General features: G+C 74.6%; 4 protein-coding genes. All 4 read left to right on the plus strand.

All coding sequences use genetic code 11. The annotated features are described in order from the left end of the window. Positions 1 to 15 precede the first annotated feature (15 nt). The 4 genes from ADL15_RS56370 (at position 16) to ADL15_RS07665 (ending at position 18997) form a co-directional block, all read left to right on the plus strand. Positions 16 to 7839, plus strand: coding sequence for a type I polyketide synthase (locus ADL15_RS56370; RefSeq protein ID WP_269748317.1), 7824 nt, complete (start codon positions 16 to 18; stop codon positions 7837 to 7839). Positions 7840 to 7861: 22 nt separating this feature from the next. Then, positions 7862 to 17605, plus strand: a complete 9744-nt coding sequence (locus ADL15_RS07655) for a type I polyketide synthase (RefSeq protein ID WP_067686194.1) — start codon at positions 7862 to 7864, stop codon at positions 17603 to 17605. 201 nt (positions 17606 to 17806) lie between these two features. Next, entirely contained in the window at positions 17807 to 18166 is a 360-nt protein-coding gene (locus ADL15_RS07660) for a hypothetical protein (RefSeq protein WP_067686197.1), read from the plus strand. Between the two features lie 234 nt (positions 18167 to 18400). Continuing rightward, entirely contained in the window at positions 18401 to 18997 is a 597-nt protein-coding gene (locus tag ADL15_RS07665) for a hypothetical protein (RefSeq protein WP_157441223.1), read from the plus strand. Positions 18998 to 19190: the final 193 nt, after the last annotated feature.

The following is a 19190-nucleotide window of genomic DNA, read 5'->3' on the forward strand; positions in this document are numbered from 1 at the left end:
ACCGTGGTCTCGACCGTGGAGGCGGGCGGCGACTGGACCGACCCGGAGTACTGGGTGCGGCAGGTCCGCGAGCCGGTGCGGTTCGCCGACGCCGTGACCCGGCTGAACGCCAACCGGGTCCTGGAACTCGGTCCGGACACCGTGCTCGCCACGCTCGTGCCCGGTTCGCTCGCCGCCCTGGGTCCCGACCGCGACGAGGCCACCACCCCGCTCATCGCCGTCGCCGCGCTGCGCCGCGACCGGGATGAGGTCACCACCCTGCTCACGGCGGTCGCCGCCCTGTTCACCGACGGCCAGGACGTCAACTGGGCCGCTGTGCTCGGCGACGGCCTCCGCGCTGACCTGCCCACCTACCCGTTCCAGCACCGGCGGTTCTGGCTGGAGCCCACGCCGCCGTCCGGCGACGTGACCGCCGCCGGCCTCGACGACCCGGAGCACCCGCTGCTGGCCGCCGCCGTCGAACTGCCGGGCTTCGGCGCGATGCTGTTCACCGGCACCCTGACGGCCGGCAACCCGTCCTGGCTCACCGACCACCGCGTCCACGACGCCACCGTCGTCCCCGGCACCGCGCTGCTCGAAGTGGCCCAGGCGGCCGGTGCCCGCGCCGGCACCCCGGCGGTGGAGGAACTCGTCCTGCGCGCCCCGCTCACCCTGCCGGCCACCACCCCGGTCCGGTTGCGGGTCCAGGTCGCGGCACCCGACGCCGCGTTCCGGCGCGCGCTGACCATCCACTCCCGACGCGACGACGAGCCAGGCGGCTGGACCCTGCACGCCACCGGCGCGCTCGCCGCCACCCTCGAAACCCCGGGTGACTCCCCGGACCTGCTGGTCTGGCCGCCGGCCGACGCCGACGAGCTCACCCTCGACGGGCTCTACGACGACTATGCGGCCGCGGGCCTCGGCTACGGCCCGGCCTTCCGCAACCTGCGCCGCGTCTGGCGGCGCGGCACGACGGTGTTCGCCGAGATCAGCACCGACCAGGCCACCGACGGCTACGCGGTGCACCCGGCCCTGTTCGACGCGGCGCTGCACGCGATCGGCGCCGCCGGGATGGTGCCGGCCGGCGACGCCCACCTGCCGTTCGCCTTCTCCGGCGTCCGTTGGGAGCGGCCTGCCGGCGCGACCGTGCGGGTGTGTCTCACGCCCGGCCCGGCCGCTGCAAGCGTCCGCCTCACGCTCGCCGACTCCTCCGGCCTGCCGGTCGCCGAGGTCGACAACCTGGTCCTTCGCCCGGCGGCAGCCGGCCGCCCGGGCGCCTCTGCGGACCGGTTGCTGTTCGGCGTCGAGTGGACGCCGCAGCCGGTCGTGCCGCAGGCGGAACCGATGGTGACGATGACGCTGGGCGAGGCCCTGCCCGCACCGGCCCCGGTCCTGCTGGTCGACGCGACCGCGCCCGGCCCGGCCCGGGACCGCTCCGCCGCACTGCTGAGCCTGTTGCAGACGTGGCTGCCCGATCCGCAGTGGGCCGGCTCCCGGCTGGTGATCCGCACCCTCGGCGCGGTCGGCGACCACGTCACCGACCCGGACGGTGCCGCGCTGTGGGGCCTGGCCCGCTCCACGCAGTCCGAGCACCCGGACCGGGTGCACCTGCTCGACAGCCCCGGCGACGCTTTCTACCCGGTGCCGCAGGCGCTGGTGCGCGACGGCCTGGTGCGGGTGCCCCGGCTGGTCCGGACCACGACGTCCGGCACGCCGGACTTCGGGACCGGCACCGTGGTGGTCACCGGCGCCACCGGCACGCTGGGTGGCCTGATCGCCCGCCATCTGGTGCGGGCACATGGCGTCCGCGACCTGCTGCTGCTGTCGCGCTCCGGCCGGGACGTGGTGATCGACGGTGCCCGGGTGCGTTCGATCGCGTGCGACCTGGCCGACGCCTCGGCGGTCGCGGCCGTCCTGCGCGACGAGCCGGTGACCGCGGTCGTGCACGCCGCCGGGGTGCTCGACGACGGCACCGTGGAATCACTGACCCCGCAACGCCTCGACACCGTGTTCCGCGCGAAGGTCGACGCGGCGCGTAACCTCGCCGCCGCCACGCGGGACCTGCCGCTGAGCGCGTTCGTGCTGTTCTCCTCGGCGGCGGGACTGTTCGGCAACCCGGGGCAGGCGAACTACGCCGCCGCGAATGCGTACCTCGACGCGTACGCATGCTGGTTGCGAACCGAAGGTGTACCCGCGACCTCGATGGCCTGGGGGTTGTGGGACGCCGGCATGGGTGACGGTGCCGACCTCGACCGGCTGCGCCGCGGCGGCGTGCTCGCGCTCACCGCCGAGCAGGGCCTCGCCGCCTTCGACGCGGCCCTGGGCGCCGGTCCGCTGGTCGCCCCGCTGGCGATCGACCTCGCCGCGCTGCGCAACGCGCCGAGCGTTCCGGAACTGCTGCAGGGCCTCGCTCCGGTCCGCGCCACCACCCGTACCCCGGCCTCCGGCGCGCTGGGCCGGCGGCTCGCCGCGCTCCCGGCGGCCGACCGGGACCACGCCGTGCTGGGCCTGGTCCGCGCGCAGGTCGCCGACGTGCTCGGGCACACCTCGGCCGGTCAGGTCGCGGCCGGTCGCGCCTTCACCGAGCTGGGCTTCGACTCGCTCACCGGGATCGAGCTGCGCAACCGGCTCGCCGCCGCCACCGGGCTGCGACTGCCCTCCACGCTGGTCTTCGACTATCCGACCGTCGCCGCGCTCGCCGGGCACCTGGCCGGGCAGTTCGCCGGCCCGGACACTGCCGACGTCGCAGCCGCGCCGGTGGCTGCCGCCCGTACCGAAGAACCGATCGTGATCGTCGGCATGGCCTGCCGCTATCCGGGCGGTGTCGCCTCGCCGGACGACCTGTGGAACCTCGTCGCCGCCGGCGGCGACGGCGTCGGGTTGTTCCCGGAGGACCGGGACTGGCCCGAGGTCTACCACCCGGACCCGGACCACCCGGGCACCTCCTACACCCGGCACGGCGGATTCCTGCCCGGCGCCGCCGACTTCGACCCGGAGCTGTTCGGCATCGCGCCGCGCGAAGCCCTGGCCATGGACCCGCAGCACCGGCTGCTCCTGGAGACGTCGTGGGAGGCGTTCGAACGGGCCGGCGTCAACCCGCGGGGGCTGCACGGCTCACGGACCGGCGTGTTCGTCGGCGTCATGTACAACGACTACGGCCTGGTGCTCGACGGATCCACCGACAACACCGAGGGCTTCCTCGGCGTCAGCAACAGCGTCGCCTCGGGCCGCGTCTCCTACACGTTCGGTCTGGAAGGCCCGGCGGTCACGGTCGACACGGCGTGTTCGTCGTCGCTGGTGGCACTGCACATGGCCGTCCAGGCGCTGCGCAACGGCGAGTGCGACGCGGCGCTGGCCGGTGGTGTCACGGTGATGGCGACCCCGGCGACCTTCGTCGGCTTCTCCCGGCAGCGGGGCTTGGCGCCCGATGGCCGGTGCAAGTCGTTCGCCGACGGGGCGGACGGCACGGGCTGGTCCGAAGGCGTCGGCATGCTGCTCGTCGAACGGCTTTCCGACGCGCAGCGGCTCGGTCACCCGATCCTCGCGGTGGTGCGGGGGAGTGCGGTCAACCAGGACGGCGCGTCGAATGGGCTGACCGCGCCGAACGGGCCGTCGCAGCAGCGCGTCATCCGCGCGGCGCTGGCCAGTGCCGGTCTGACCACGGCCGACGTGGACGCGGTCGAGGCGCACGGCACGGGCACGTCGCTCGGTGACCCGATCGAGGCGCAGGCGCTGCTGGCGACCTATGGGCAGGATCGGTCAACGCCGCTGCTGCTCGGTTCGGTCAAGTCGAACCTCGGCCACACCCAGGCCGCCGCCGGTGTCGCCGGGATCATCAAGATGGTCCAGGCGATGCGGCACGGCTCGCTGCCGGCGACGCTGCACGTGGACCGGCCGACCGAGCAGGTGGACTGGTCGGCCGGCGAGGTGGAGCTGCTGACCTCGTCGCGGGAGTGGCCTGCGGTAAATCGGCCGCGCCGGGCGGCGGTGTCGTCGTTCGGGATCAGTGGCACCAACGCGCACGTCATCCTCGAAGCAGTCCCGGCCGTCGAACCGGTGGCCGGCATCGAGCTGCCGGTCACGCCGATCGTGCTGACCGCGGCCGGCCCGGAAGCCCTCGACGACCTGGACACTCTCGTCGCCGCCCGCACCGACCTGCCGCCGGGCCGGATCGCGGCGACCCTGGCCACCCGGGCCATGCTGCCGCACCGCCTGGTGCACCTCGGCGACGACGACATCCGGGGCATCGCCACCGAGGGCCGCCTCGCGATCGTCTTCACCGGCCAGGGCTCCCAGCGCCTCGACATGGGCCGCGGCCTCTACGAGGTGTTCCCGGTTTTTGCCGCCGCGTATGACGAGGTCGCGGCGCTGCTGGAGCTGCCGGAGCCGGAGGTGGAGCAGACCGGCTGGGCGCAGCCGGCCATCTTCGCCCTGGAGGTCGCCTTGCTCGCCCTGGTGCGCTCGTGGGGCATCCGCCCGGATGTCGTCGCGGGCCATTCCATCGGCGAGATCGCGGCGGCCCATGCGGCCGGTGTCCTGAGCTTGGCCGATGCTGCCACGCTGGTCTCCGCGCGGGGGCGCCTCATGCAGGCCCTGCCCGCAGGCGGGGTCATGGTGGCGGTGCAGGCGTCGGAGGACGAGGTTCGTGCCGCGTTCCCGGAGGTTGACATCGCGGCGGTCAACGGGCCGCGCGCGGTGGTCGTGTCAGGTCCCTCTTCGGACATTTCACCCCTTGAAGGGTACGGGTGGAAGACGACCCGGCTGCGGACCAGTCACGCATTCCACTCCCGGCTGATGGAGCCGATGCTCGACGACTTCCGCGCCGTCGTGACAACGCTGACGTTCAGCGAGCCCCGCCTGGCCGTGGCCTCGACCGTGGACGCCGATGGCGACTGGACCGACCCGGAGTACTGGGTGCGGCAGGTCCGCGAGCCGGTGCGGTTCGCCGACGCGGTGGCCCGTCTCGACGCGGCCCGGGTCCTGGAGCTCGGCCCGGACACCGTGCTCGCCACCCTCGTGCCCGATGCGGTCGCCGCGCTGCGCCGCGACCGTTCCGAACCGCACACGCTGCTGCGCGCCGTCGCCGAACTGTTCGTCCGCGGCCAGCACGTCGACTGGACGGCGCTGCTCGGCCGGGCCACCGCCGACCTGCCGACCTACCCGTTCCACCACCGCCGGTTCTGGCCCCGGCCCCGCACCGGTGCCGGCGGCGACGTCACCGAGCTCGGCCTCACCGGCACCGGGCACCCCGTCCTCGGTGCGGCCGCCGAGATCCCCGGCTCCGGCGTCGTGCTGTTCACCGGCTCGCTGTCGACCGCCACCCACCCGTGGACGGCGGAGCACACCGTGCACGGCGCCGTCGTCGTCCCGGGTGCGGCCTTGGCCGAGATGGTGCTCGCCGCCGGTGCCGAAGTCGGCGCACCGGCACTGGACGAACTGCTGCTGCAAACTCCGCTCACCCTGCCCGGCCGCGACGCCGTCCAACTCCGCGTCATCGTCGCCGCACCGGACGATGACGGCCACCGCGCGGTCGCCGTGCACGCCCGGACCGGCACCGACGGCCCGTGGACCGAGCACGCCACCGGGGTGCTGTCCGCCGACACCGGCGCCGAACTCGTCACCGTCCCCGTCCCCGCCGACGCCGACGAACTCGACCTGACCGGCCTCTACCCAGCACTGGAGGCCGCCGGCCTCGGCTACGGCCCGGCCTTCCGCGGACTGCGGCGCGCCTGGCGCTCCGGCGACGACGTGTACGCCGAGGTCCAGGTCGACGCCGCATCCGACGGATTCGCGCTGCACCCGGCCCTGCTGGACAGCGCCCTGCACGCCGTCGCCGCCGCCGGGATGCTGCCCGGCGACACCGTGCAGCTGCCGTTCGCCTTCACCGGCGTGCGGATCCTGACTCCCGGCGCGACCAGCCTCGTGCTGCGGCTCGCCCCGGCCGGCCCCGGCGGCGTGCGCCTGGACATCGCCGACCCGGCCGGGCTGCCGGTCGCCGTCGTCGACCGCGTCGCGCTGCGCCCGCTGGCCCCGCCGGCACCGTCCGAGCAGGCCGGCCTGTACACCGTGACCTGGCAGCCCGCCCCGGTGACCGGCACCGACCCGGCCGGATGGCACCACCTGCCGTACGGCCAGCCGCTACCCACCCTGCCCGTCGCACCGGCGGTCGTGCTGCTCGACGCCACCGCGCCGCCACCGGCGAGCCCGGCCGCGGTTCACCGCGCCGTGGCGGCTACCCTCGCCCTGCTCCAGCAGTGGGTCACCGACCCGGCCTGGTCCGCCAGCCACCTCGTGGTGCTGACCTCCGGCGCGGTGGCCACCACCGCGGCCGACCCGCTACCCGGGCTCACCCACGCCGCGCTGTGGGGCCTGGTCCGCGCCGCGCAGAGCGAGCACCCCGGACGGTTCACCCTGGTCGACGCGGACGGCGGCCCGGACGGGCACACGCTGGTCCCCGGCCTGGTCGCGGCGGGAATCGGCCAGGCCGCAATCCGGGGCGACGCGGTCCTGGTGCCGAGGTTCGCCCTCGCCCCGGCCGCACCCGAGCCGATCTCCCTGGGCGACGGCACGGTGGTGCTCACCGGCGCCACCGGGGCCCTCGGCACGGCCCTGGCCCGGCACCTGGTCACCGCGCACGGCGTCAAGAGCCTGCTGCTGGTCAGCCGCCGTGGTGCGGCCGCACCCGGGGCCGCCGAGCTGCTCGACGAGCTGACCGCAGCCGGTGCCGAGGTCCGGCTGGAAGCCTGCGACCTCGCCGACGCGGAAGCCGTGCGAGGCCTGCTCGCGTCGGTCGAGGTCGGCGCGGTGGTGCACGCCGCCGGCAGTACCGACGACGCGACCCTCACGTCGCTGACTCCCGAGCGGCTGGCGGGCGTGCTGGCCGCCAAGGTCGACGCTGCCGTCAACCTGCGGGCCGCCACGGCCGACCGGCAGCTCACGGCGTTCGTGCTGTTCTCCTCGGTCGCCGGGCTGCTCGGCAACCCGGGACAGGCGAACTACGCGGCGGCGAACACTTTCCTCGACGCGTATGCGAGCCGGTTGCGCGCCGACGGCGTACCCGCAATGTCTTTGGCCTGGGGTTTGTGGGACGCTGGTCTTGGCGTTGGCGCCGACCGGGACCGGATGCGTCGCGGCGGCATCGTGCCGCTGTCGACCGGGGACGCGCTCGGACTGTTCGACACCGCGCTCGGTGCCGGAGCCGCGCTGCTCGTCCCGCTCGGCGTGGATCTGCCCGCGCTGCGCCGAGCCGCCGCCGCGGGTTCGATTCCGGAACTGTTCAGCGGTCTGGCGCCGGCCACCCGTACCCCTGCTCGGTCGGCCTCGACCGGCCGCGACCGCGCGCTGACCGCCCGCCTGGACACCCTCGCGCCCGCCGAGCGCACCCGGACGCTGCTCGGCCTGGTCCGTACCCATGCTGTTGCGGTCCTCGGCCACGCCGGGCCGGCCGACATCGGCGACGACCGGTCCTTCGGCGAGCTGGGCTTCGACTCGCTCACGGCGGTCGAGTTCCGCAACCGCCTCGCCGCCGACACCGGGCTGCGCCTGGCACCCACGCTCATCTTCGACCACCCGACGCCGCTGGCGCTCGCCACCGCGTTGCGCGACCAGCTCACCCCGGAACCGGCCGGTGGCGACGCGGCACTGCTCGCCGAACTGGCCCGGCTGGAGAGCAGCCTGACAGCGAGCACCCCCTCCGAGGCCACCCGTACCTCGGTGGCGCTGCGGCTGCGGGCCCTGCTCGCCGGCTGGGCCGGCGCCGAAGCCACTACCGGCGCCGAAGCGACGGCCGACACCGACATCGCCGACGCCGACGACGACGAACTGTTCAGCCTGCTCGACAACGAGCTCGGCGCGAACTGACCCCCTGCGACCCGAGGAAGACATGGACACCGAAGCGAAGCTGCGCGACTACCTCAAGCGGGCCACCACCGACCTGCGGCAGGCCCGCCGCGACCTGCTCGACGTCCAGGAGAAAGCCACCGAACCGGTGGCCATCGTCGGCATGGCCTGCCGCTACCCCGGCGGCGTGCGCACACCCGAGCAGCTCGGCGACCTGCTGGACGCCGGCCGGGACGCCATCACCGGCTTTCCCGGCGACCGCGGCTGGGACGTCACCGACGGCGACTTCGCCCTGCAGGGCGGCTTCCTCGACGACGCGGGCTCGTTCGACCCCGCGGTGTTCGGCATCTCCCCGCGCGAGGCGCTGGCCATGGACCCGCAGCAGCGGCTGCTGCTGGAGTGCGCGTGGGAGGCGTTCGAGCGTGCCGGGCTGGACCCGCTCGGCGTCAAGGGCACCCGGACCGGGGTGTTCGCCGGCGTCATGTACCACGACTACGCCGCCCAGCTGAGCACGCTGCCCGAGGGCGTCGAGGGGTACCTGGCGACCGGCACGTCCGGCAGCGTCGTCTCCGGGCGGGTCGCGTACACCTTCGGCCTCGAGGGCCCGGCGCTGACCATCGACACGGCCTGCTCGTCGTCGCTGGTCGCCCTGCACCTCGCGGTGCAGGCGCTGCGCCGCGGCGAGTGCAGCATGGCCCTGGCCGGCGGCGTCACCGTGATGGCCAGCCCCAGCACGTTCGTCGAGTTCGCCCGCCAGGGTGGCCTGGCCGGCGACGGGCGCTGCAAGCCGTTCGCCGCCGCGGCCGACGGCACCGGCTGGTCCGAAGGCGCCGGCCTGCTGCTGGTCGAGCGCCTCTCCGACGCCGAACGCCTCGGCCACCCGATCCTCGCGGTGATCCGTGGCAGCGCGGTCAACCAGGACGGCGCGTCCAACGGCCTCACCGCCCCGAACGGCCCCTCCCAGCAGCGCGTCATCCGCGACGCCCTCGCCGACGCCGGGCTCACTCCGGAACAGGTGGACGCGGTCGAGGCGCACGGCACCGGCACCCGGCTCGGCGACCCGATCGAGGCGCAGGCGCTGCTTGCCGCGTACGGCCGGGACCGCGCGACCCCGCTGCGGCTCGGCTCGCTCAAGTCCAACCTGGGCCACACCCAGGCCGCGGCCGGCGTCGGCGGCATCATCAAGCTGGTCGAGGCGCTGCGCCGCGGCGTGCTGCCCCGCACCCTGCACGTCGACGCGCCGTCCCCGCACATCGACTGGTCCACCGGCGCCCTGCAACTGCTCACCGAGGCGAGCCCGTGGCCGGCCGGCGAGACACCCCGGCGCGCCGCGGTGTCCTCGTTCGGTTTCAGCGGCACCAACGCCCACATCGTCATCGAGGAGCCGCCGGCCACGGTGTCCACCCCGGACGCCGGCGACGACCTCACCCCGGTGGTCCCGCTGCCGCTCGCCGGCGCGGACCAGCAGGGACTCGCCGCCCAGGCCGCCTCGGTACGCGAGTATCTGGCCGCCACCGGCGCCCCGCTCGCCGACCTCGCCGCCACTCTCGCCACCCGCGCGGGCCTGCCGTCGCGGGCGGTCGCCTGGGACGCCGCCGGCCTCGACGCGGTGGCCGCCGGCCTCGGTCCGGTCGCCGGATCACCCTTGGGCAGCACCGACGTCGTCTTCGTCTACCCGGGCCAGGGCGGTCAGTGGCTGCGCATGGCGGCCGGCCTGCTGGACACCCCGGCGTTCGCCGACCGGCTGCGCGAGTGCGACCAGGCCCTCGCCCCGCTCACCGGCTTCTCGGTCGAGCAGGTGCTGCGCGGCACCGACGAGTGGCTGACCCGCGTCGAGGTGGTCCAGCCGGTGCTCTGGGCGGTCGGTGTGGCCCTGACCGCGTGGTGGGAGTCCTACGGTGTGGTGCCCGCCGCCGTCCTCGGGCACTCCCAGGGCGAGGTGGCCGCCGCCGTGGCGGCCGGCGCGCTGTCGGTGCGCGACGGCGCCCGGGTGGTCGCCGCCCGGTCCCGCGCCCTGGTCGACCTCGACGGCACCGGTGGGATGGCGTCCATCGGCGCCCCCGCCGACGAGGTCGAGTCCTGGCTGGCCGCCGAGCAACCGGGTCTGGTCGTGGCCGCGGTCAACTCCCCGGACCAGGTCGTGGTGGCCGGTGAGCGCCCGGCCCTGGAATCGTTTGTGGCCTGGTGCGACGCGCGCGGCGTGCGGGCCCGGCTGGTCGAGGTCGGCTACGCGTCGCACTCACCGCGCGTCGAGCCGGTGCACGACGCCGTGCTGGCCGGGCTGGCCGGTGTGCGCGGCGCGACACCGCGGATCCCGTGGTACTCCACCGTCACCGGCGAGCAGGTCACCGAGGCGGTGGGCCCGGAGTACTGGTGGTCCAACCTGCGCGAGCCGGTCCGGTTCGCGCCGGTGGTGCGGCAGCTGGCCGAGGACGGCTTCCGGCTGTTCGCCGAGGTGTCCGGGCACCCGGTGCTGACCCTCGCGCTCGAGCAGTGCGCCCCCGGCGCGGGCGTGTGGGGCACGCTGCGCCGCGGCGAGGATGGTCCGGCCGCGCGGATCCGTGCGCTCGGTGAAGCATGGGTACGCGGTGCCACGGTCGACTGGCGAGCCTGGCCGGTCCGTGGCCGCTGGCTGGCCGGGCTGCCCACCTATCCGTTCCAGCGCCAGCACTTCTGGCTGACCTCCGCGCCCGGCGCCGGCGACCTCACCGAGGCGGGCCTGGACGGCACCGGCCATCCGCTGCTCGCCGCCGCCGTTCTGCTGCCCGACTCGGGCACCGTGGTGTTCACCGGGCACGTGTCGCGGCGTACCCACGCCTGGCTGACCGACCACGAGGTGCTCGGCTCGGTGCTGGTGCCGGGCGCGGCGCTCGCCGACCTGGCACTGGCGGCGGGGGAGTGGACCGGCGCCCCGCACGTCGAGGAGTTGCTGTTGCAGGCGCCACTGGCGCTGCCCGAGACCGGCGGCGCCGACCTGCGTGTCACGGTGACCGAACCGGAGCCGGGCGCCGCCCGCCGCACCGTCACCATCCATTCGCGTGCCGCGAGCCCGACCGCACCTGATGGGGAGTGGACGCTGCACGCCACCGGCACGTTGCGCCCGGCCAGTCCCACAGCCGAGCCGACTGACCTGCCGTGGCCGCCCGCCGACGCCGAGCCGGTCGACGCCGCCGCGCTCTACGCCGCCCTGGCCGGCACCGGCCTCGCCTACGGCCCGGCCTTCCAGGGCCTGCGCCGGGCCTGGCGCCGCGACGGCGAGATCCTCGCCGAGATCACCCTGCCCGAGGGCCTCGACACCGACGGATACGGCGTGCACCCCGCCCTGTTCGACGCCTGCCTGCACGCGCTGGCCGCCGGCGGCCTGGTGTCCGGCGACGACGCCCTGCTCCCGTTCGCCTTCCGCGACCTGCGCCTGCACGCCGTCGGCGCGGCCGAGCTGCGCGTGCGCCTGACGCCCGCCGAGGGCACGGACACCGTGCGGCTCACCGCGGCCGACAGCACCGGCAGCCCGGTCCTCACCATCGAGGCCCTCGCGGTCCGCCCGGTCACCGCCGATCGCCTCGGCGCCGCGCCCGCCCTGCCCCTCTACACCTTGACCTGGACCGACACCGGCACACCGGCCGCGGCGTCGACCCCGTTGCCGGTCATGACCCCGACCTCGCACACTAGCCTCCTAGGAAGCCTTGGCGGGGGTGACGACGACGTCATCGTGCTGGACTGTGCCGACGCCGGGCTCGCCGACGCCGCGGCCGTGCGTGACCTGACCGCCCGCGTCCTCGACGTCCTGCAGCGCTTCCTCGCCGACGACGGTGGCCACCTGGTCGTGCGCACCGACGGCGCCGTCGCGGCCCCCGCCGGCGACACCGTCGGTGACCTGGCCGCCGCCGCGATCTGGGGGCTGGTCCGCTCGGCGCAGAGCGAGCACCCCGGCCGGCTCACCCTCGCCGACACCCCGGCCCTGGACCTGATCCCCGCCGTGCTCGCCACCGGCCACCCCCAGGTTGCCGTCCGCGACGGCCGGATCCTGGTCCCGCGCGTCGCCCGCGACAGCACCGCACCGGACAGCGCGCTGCCCGACCTGACCGGCGGCACCGTCGTGGTCACCGGTGCCACCGGCACCCTGGGCCGCCTGGTCACCCGCCACCTGGTGGCGGCACACGGCGTCCGCGACCTGCTGCTGCTGTCCCGCTCCGGCGGGGGAGAGGCGCCCGACGGCGCCGACGTGCGCATGGTCGCCTGCGACGTCACCGACCGCGCCGCCCTCGACGCCGCACTGGCCGGCCTGACCGTCAGCGCCGTGATCCACACCGCCGGCGTGCTCGACGACGCGCTGCTGGCCGACCTCACCCCCGACCGCCTGGACGCCGTGCTGCGCCCCAAGGTCGACGCCGCCTGGAACCTGCACGACGCCACCGCCGGGCACCCGGTCGCCGCGTTCCTGCTGTTCTCCTCGGCCGCCGGGCTGCTCGGCAACGCCGGGCAGGCCAACTACGCCGCCGCCAACGCGTTCACCGACGCGTTCGCCGCGTTCCGCCACGCCCGCGGGCTCCCGGCCACCTCACTCGCCTGGGGTCTGTGGGAGACCGACGCGGGGATGGCCGGCAGCCTCACCGACGCCGACCGGCGGCGGCTGCGGCGCGGCGGGGTGCTGCCGCTGATGCCCGAGCAGGGGCTCGCGCTGTTCGACGCGTCCCTGCGTACCGGTGTCGCGCTGACCGTCCCGGTGGCGTTGAGCCTGCCCGCGCTGCGGGCCACCGCGGAGAGCGGACTGCTGCCGCCGGTGCTGTCCGGGCTGGTCCGTACCGGGCTGCGGCGGGCCGCCACCGCCACCGACCCGGGTGCGTTCGCGCAGCGGCTCGCCGGGCTGACCGGCGCCGAGCGGGAGCAGACCGCGGTGGAGCTGGTGCGCGGCACGGTCGCCGCGGTGCTCGGCTTCGCCTCCGGCAGCGCGATCGACGGCAACCGGGCGCTGCGCGACCTCGGCTTCGACTCGCTGACCGCGGTCGAGCTGCGCAACCGGCTGCAGCTGGCCACCGGCCTGACCCTGCCGGCGACGCTGGCCTTCGACTACCCGAACGCCCGGGCGATCGCGCTGTTCCTGCTGGACCGGGCGCTGGGCGCGGCCGCAGCGGCGCCGGTCGTGGCGGCGGTCGCGGGCCGGGCCGACGAGCCGATCGCGGTGATCGGGATGGCCTGCCGGTTCCCCGGCGGGGTCCGGTCGCCCGAGGAGCTGTGGCAGTTGCTCGACGGCGAGGTGGACGCCATCTCCGGGTTCCCCACCGACCGGGGCTGGGATCTCAGCACCACCGGCTTCACCCGGCAGGGCGGGTTCCTCTACGACGCCGGTGAGTTCGACGCCGGGCTGTTCGGCATCTCCCCGCGTGAGGCGCTGGCCATGGACCCGCAGCAGCGGCTGCTGCTGGAGATCTCCTGGGAGGCGTTTGAGCGGGCCGGTCTCGACCCGCTGGGTCAGCGCGGCACCCGCGCCGGGGTGTTCGCCGGCCTGATGTACCACGACTACGGCACCGCGCTGACCACGCTGCCGGAGGGTGTCGAGGGCTACCGGGCCACCGGGGTGTCCGGCAGTGTGGTGTCGGGCCGCGTCGCGTACGTCTTCGGCCTGGAAGGCCCGGCCCTGACGATCGACACCGCCTGCTCGTCGTCGCTGGTCACGCTGCACCTGGCCGCCGAGTCGCTGCGCCGCGGCGAGTGCGACATCGCGCTGGCCGGCGGTGTCTCGGTGATGGCGAACCCCGGCACGTTCGTGGAGGTCGCCCGGCAGGGCGGGTCGGCCGCCGACGGCCGGTGCAAGCCGTTCTCCGCGGCCGCCGACGGCGCGACCTGGTCGGAGGGTGCCGGGGTGCTGCTGGTGGAGCGGCTCTCCGACGCGCAGCGGCTCGGCCACCCGATCCTGGCGGTGATGCGCGGCAGCGCGGTCAACTCCGACGGCGCGTCCAACGGGCTGACCGCGCCGAACGGGCCGTCGCAGCAGCGGGTCATCCGGTCGGCGCTGGCGAGCGCCGGGCTCACCCCGCAGGACGTGGACGCGGTCGAGGCGCACGGCACCGGCACCACGCTCGGCGACCCGATCGAGGCGCAGGCGCTGCTGGCCGCGTACGGGCAGGACCGTACCGAGCCGTTGCTGCTGGGCAGCGTCAAGTCGAACCTGGGCCACACCCAGGCCGCCGCCGGTGTCGCCGGGCTGATCAAGATGATCCTGGCGCTCGGGCACGGCAGCCTGCCGCGCAGTCTGCACATCGACGCGCCGTCGCCGCACATCGACTGGAGTTCCGGTGCCGTCGAGCTGCTGACCTCGGCGCGGGACTGGCCCGTGGTGGACCGGCCGCGCCGGGCCGGGGTCTCCTCGTTCGGGATCAGCGGCACCAACGCGCACGTCATCCTCGAGCAGGCGCCGCCGGTCGCTGAGGTCCCGGAGAACCCGTCGCTGCCGGTCGTGCCGCTGCTGCTCTCCGGCCGCGACGGTGCCGCGCTGGCCGGGCAGGCCCGCCGGCTGGACACCTACCTGCGCGAGGTTTCCGGCGTACCGGTCACCGATGTGGCGCACACCCTCGCCGGGCGGGCCCGGCTGGAGCACCGCGCGGTCGCGCTGGACCCGGCCGGGGTCGGCGCTCTCGCGGACGGGCGCCCGTCCGCTGCCGTGGTCACCGGGGTAGCCGGCCCGCCCGGTGGGGTGGTGTTCGTCTTCCCCGGTCAGGGCAGCCAGTGGGCGGGCATGGCCGCCGGGCTGCTCGACCGGTCACCGGCCTTCACCGAGCGTTTGCGCGCCTGCGACGCGGCCCTCGGGCAGTATCTGGACTACTCGGTGGAGGCGGTGCTGCGACAGCACCCGCAGGCCCCGGACCTGGACCGGCTCGACGTGGTGCAGCCGGTGCTGTTCGCCGTGATGGTGTCGCTGGCCGCCTGGTGGGCGCAGCACGGCGTCACCCCGGCCGCGGTCGTCGGACATTCCCAGGGTGAGATCGCGGCGGCCTGCGTCGCGGGTGCGCTGAGCCTCGACGACGCGGCCCGGATCGTGGCGCTGCGCAGCCGGGAGATGATGAGCATCGCCGGGGCAGGCGCAATGCTGTCGGTCGCCGCCGCCGAGGCCGACGTGGCCGCGCTGATCGCGGCACTGGGCGCCGGCGGGCTGGAGATCGCGGCGGTCAACGGGCCGGCCGCGGTCATCGTCGCCGGGGACACCGCGGGCGTCGACGCCCTCGCCGCCGCCTGCGAGGCCGGCGGCGTCCGGGCCCGGCGGATCAAGGCCAGCGCGGCCGGGCACACCGCCCAGGTCGACGTGCTGCGCGAGCGGGTCCTGGAGTTGCTGGCACCGGTCCGGGCCGGTACCGCCCGGATCCCGTGGTACTCCACCGTCGCCGCCGAGCCGTGGACTCTCACCGACGGCGCCGGCTACTGGTACGACAACATGCGCCGCCCGGTGCGCTTCGCCGCCGCGGTGCAGCGGCTGCTCGCCGACGGCTACCGGCACTTCGTCGAGGTCAGCCCGCACCCGGTGCTCACCGCCGGGCTGCAGGACGTCGCCGCCGCCGAAGCCGCGACGGTCGCCGCCACCGGCACGCTGCGCCGCGACGAGGACGGCCCCGAGCGGGAGGTCCGCGCGCTCGCCGAGGCCTGGACCGGTGGTGTCCCGGTGGACTGGTCGGCGGTACTGCCCGGGCGGCGCCGCGCGCCGGGCGTGCCCACCTACGCCTTCCAGCACCAGCACTACTGGCTGGTCGACGCGCCCGGCGCGGCCGGTGCGGGCGAGGACGGCGACTTCTGGGCCGCGGTCGACGCCGACGACCCGGCCCTGCTCGCGCGGACCCTCGGTGTCGCCGCGGACGTCCTCGAACCGGTGCTGCCGGCCCTGGCGGGCTGGCGGCGCACCCGCCGGGAACGCTCGCAGGTCGACGACTGGCGCTTCCGCATCGTCTTCACCCCACTGCCGGAGCCCGAACCGGCCCGGCTCAGCGGTACCTGGCTGGTACTGCAGGCGGCAGGGAGCGGCGCAGGGGAGGTGCCGCGCCTGCTGGCCGCGGCGGGAGCGCAGGTCGAGACGGGTACGGACGTCGCCGCGCTGAGCGCCGGGCCCTGGGCCGGTGTCGTCTCCCTGTTGGCGATGGGTGACGACGACGCGGCGGTGCTCGGCACGCTCGCGCTGATGCGGGAGTACGGCGGTACACCGGCCCCGCTGTGGATCCTGACCCAGGGCGGGGTCGCCGCGCTACCCGGCGATCCGCCGTCCGGTGTCGCGGCGGCGCAGGTCTGGGCGCTGGCCCGCACGTTCGCGCTGGAGCACCCGGAGTCCTGGGGCGGTGTGCTGGACCTGCCGGCGATCGTGGACGACCGTGCCGCCGCCCGGACCGTGGCGGTGCTGGCCGGGCTGGCCGGCGAGGACCAGGTCGCGGTGCGGTCGACTGGGGTGCTGGCCCGCCGGCTGCTGCCCGCGCCGGTCGCTGCCGGAACGCCGCTGTGGGAGCCGCACGGCACGGTCCTGATCACCGGCGGTACCGGTGCGCTGGGCGCCCACGTGGCGCGCTGGGCGGCGAGTTCCGGCGCCGGGCACGTGGTGCTCACCAGCCGTCGTGGTGAGGCCGCGCCGGGCGCGCGTGAGCTGGGCGAGCAGTTGAGCGCCACCGGCGTACGCGTGACGATCGCGGCCTGTGACACCGCGGACCGTGACCAGATCGCCAAGCTGCTGGCCGATCTGCCGGAACCGGTCACCGCACTGATCCACGCGGCCGGCACCCTGGCCCCGCTGCTGCTGGCCGACTCGTCCGCCGCGGACCTCGACTTCGTCCGGTCCGGCAAGGTCGACGGCGCGGTGCACCTGCTGGAGCTGCTCGACCCGGCACACCTGGAGCAGGTCGTGCTGTTCTCGTCCAACGCCGGGGTCTGGGGCAGCGCCCGGCAGGGCGTTTACGGTGCCGCCAACGCGGCCCTCGACGCGCTCGCCGAGCAGGCCCGCCACCGCGGTCTGCCGGTCACCTCGGTCGCGTGGGGGCTGTGGGACGGCGGCGGAATGGCCGGCGACACCGGCGGCGAGGACTACATGCGCAAGCGGGGCTTCCGCGCGATGGCACCGCAGGCGGCGATCCTCGCGATGCGTCAGGCGGCCGGCGCCGGGGACACCTTCCTGGCGGTCGCGGACGTCGACTGGGCCACGTTCGCGCCGGCCTTCGCGTTCGCCCGGTCCCGCCCGCTGATCGCCGACCTGCCGGCCGTGCGGGCCCTCGCGGCCACCGCCGAGCAACCGCCCGCCGCCGACGCCGGCGCTGCCGTGCGCGGGCAGTTGGCGGCCGCGCCGGCACACCAGCACGAGCAGATCGTGCTGGACCTGGTGCGCGCGCACGCCGCTGCGGTGCTCGGCCACGACGGGCCGGACGCGGTCGACGCCCGCCGCCCGTTCAAGGAGTTCGGTTTCGACTCGCTGACCGCGGTGGACCTGCGCAACCGGCTGAGCGCCGCGACCGGTATCGCGCTGCCGGCCACCCTGGTCTTCGACCATCCGACGCCGGTGGCGGTCGCCCGGCTGCTGCAGGACCAGCTGTCCGGCGCCGGCGCGGCCGGCCCGGAGACCGTGCTGGCCACCCTGGACCAGCTGACCGCAGCGCTGACCGCCACGGCCGACGACACGGCGCTGCGGTTGCGGGTCGGGATGCGGCTGCGGGCCCTGCTCGACGAGCTGGATGACCGCAGCGACCCGGCACCGGACTCGGTCAGTGAGCGTTTGGAGTCGGCCAGCGCCGACGACGTCTTTCGTTTCATCGATGAGTTGGGAGTCTGACCCGGGCCGCAGCCCTCACCGCCACCGCCTCGCCCGATCTCGGTCGGCGAGGCGGGAGGGGTGGCCGCGATGCGTCTTCTGCCGCCTTTCGGCCGATGAGGTGGAGGTCCGCCACACGTAGGTTGGCGCGGTGCTCGGCACAGCAGCGTGCTTCTCCTGCGCCGACGGTTACCGCCGGCTCCGTCAAGGAACTTCAGGGAGATGAGTACCTATCCTGATCCGGCCTGGCACGGCGATGTCTACCCCTCTGAGGAGGAGATCGATCCGGCCGGCACCGACGGCCCGGTCGGGGCGTACGCCAGCCAGCCCGACCCGTTGCCATCCTCCGCGCCTGGATCGCCGCCCATCCCCGGACCGGCAGACCGGGTCGCCACCGCCGCTAACTCGATTGTCATTCGACGCTCGGACGGATCGATTGAGGTGGTCACCGACCTCGACGGGGACGGCATCGCCGACGTGGTGCAGCTCGACCTCGACGGTGACGGGGTGCCCGACCTCACCTACCTCGACACAGACCGCGACGGGCAGCTCGACACCGTGCTGCGCACCCCGAACCACTGACAGCACGGTGCGGCGCCGGCCCATTCCCGGACCGCACCCGCTGCCCGCAGATCATCGCGCCTGGCCTGGTGACGGTCCCTTATGCCGCAGCGACCTCAGGACGGCTGAGTGCTGATCTCGTCAGGCATGTGGGGGCGGTCTCGCCATCACATCGCTTCCGACGGTGATGACCGTCCATCTGCCCACAGCTGTGCGACGTATTGACCGTAAGGCCAGGTCACAGCATCCGGCTGCATGTTTACCATGATCAAGATGCCACGGTACAGATCATTGGGTCCACGAGATGTGGCCGCCCCGGCACCGGATGCGGTGCTGTTCCGGCATTCGGTCCTGCGGGCGCTGTTCGGTCTCGTGCCCATGATGATGGGTGTGTGGGCGCTGTCAATGCTGCTCGCCTCGGCGATGCTCGGTCGTCCTGCGGACTGGGACGTCCTCAGCTCTTTACCGTTGCCGCTGGTGGCAGGGTCGGTCGGTTTCGGCGTTGGGGCCCGACTGCAGCGAAGTCGCCCGACCTGGATCCGGGTGTCCAGTTTCGGTATCGAGTTGGCGCAGCGCGGCGACCCCATAATCATCCCGTGGTCGAACATCACGGCGGCTCGGGTGCGCCGCCGGTGGATTTTTGCAGTTCTTGAGGTAACTCCAGCAGATCTGTACGCCGTCACCGCCGTGCTGCCCAGCCGCTACTTGCCGAGGGTTCATCACAAGCGAGGTGTTCCAATGTTCCGCATTGAGGTCGGCATGATTCGGCCGGGGCTACGAGATCTCCGCGCCGCCCTGGTCTGGTACCAGCAGACACCAGAGAATTGTGTTTCGGGGCAAGCGGCTATATAAAACTATGCAGCGCATCGCTGAAGAGATTCGCCGCAAAGGTACTCGAAGCGCACTCACATAGGCAGAGTCGCTCGCTCTGGTCGGTCGCTCGCTGTTAGCCTCGGCCCTTCGTTAAGGGTTGTCCAAGGAGTGGGCCGGAAACGCAGAAGTGCCTTCTGATCAGGGAAAATAGGGCTTGTCGAAGAGTCCTGTT

The sequence above is a fragment of the Actinoplanes awajinensis subsp. mycoplanecinus genome (assembly GCF_001509495.1).
In the GTDB taxonomy this organism is placed as follows: Bacteria; Actinomycetota; Actinomycetes; order Mycobacteriales; family Micromonosporaceae; genus Actinoplanes; species Actinoplanes palleronii.